This window comes from Shewanella sp. TB7-MNA-CIBAN-0143, assembly GCF_040310065.1.
GTDB lineage: Bacteria > Pseudomonadota > Gammaproteobacteria > Enterobacterales > Shewanellaceae > Shewanella.
In genome coordinates this window covers 1-244 of the sequence record NZ_JBEOPL010000144.1, presented here as the reverse complement: position 1 = coordinate 244, position 244 = coordinate 1, and the positions used below count along the sequence as shown (strand labels likewise).

At 57.4% G+C, this 244-nt stretch carries 1 protein-coding gene; it reads left to right on the top strand.

Features of this window, described 5'->3' with window-relative positions:
• The coding region (locus AAEY97_RS21460; RefSeq protein WP_351001416.1) for a hypothetical protein at positions 1-244 on the top strand (244 nt) is incomplete at both ends.

Genomic DNA, 244 nt, shown 5'->3' with positions numbered 1-244 from the left:
AACCAGAACACCTGCATCAACCAGCGTCCGCTGGTGAGCAAGGGTGATCGGGTTCAGCGCAGCGACATTATGGCCGATGGTCCGTCCACCGACATGGGTGAGCTGGCGCTGGGTCAGAACATGCGTATCGCGTTCATGGCCTGGAACGGTTACAACTTCGAAGACTCCATCTGCCTGTCCGAGCGTGTTGTTCAGGAAGACCGCTTCACCACGATCCACATTCAGGAACTGACCTGTGTGGCAC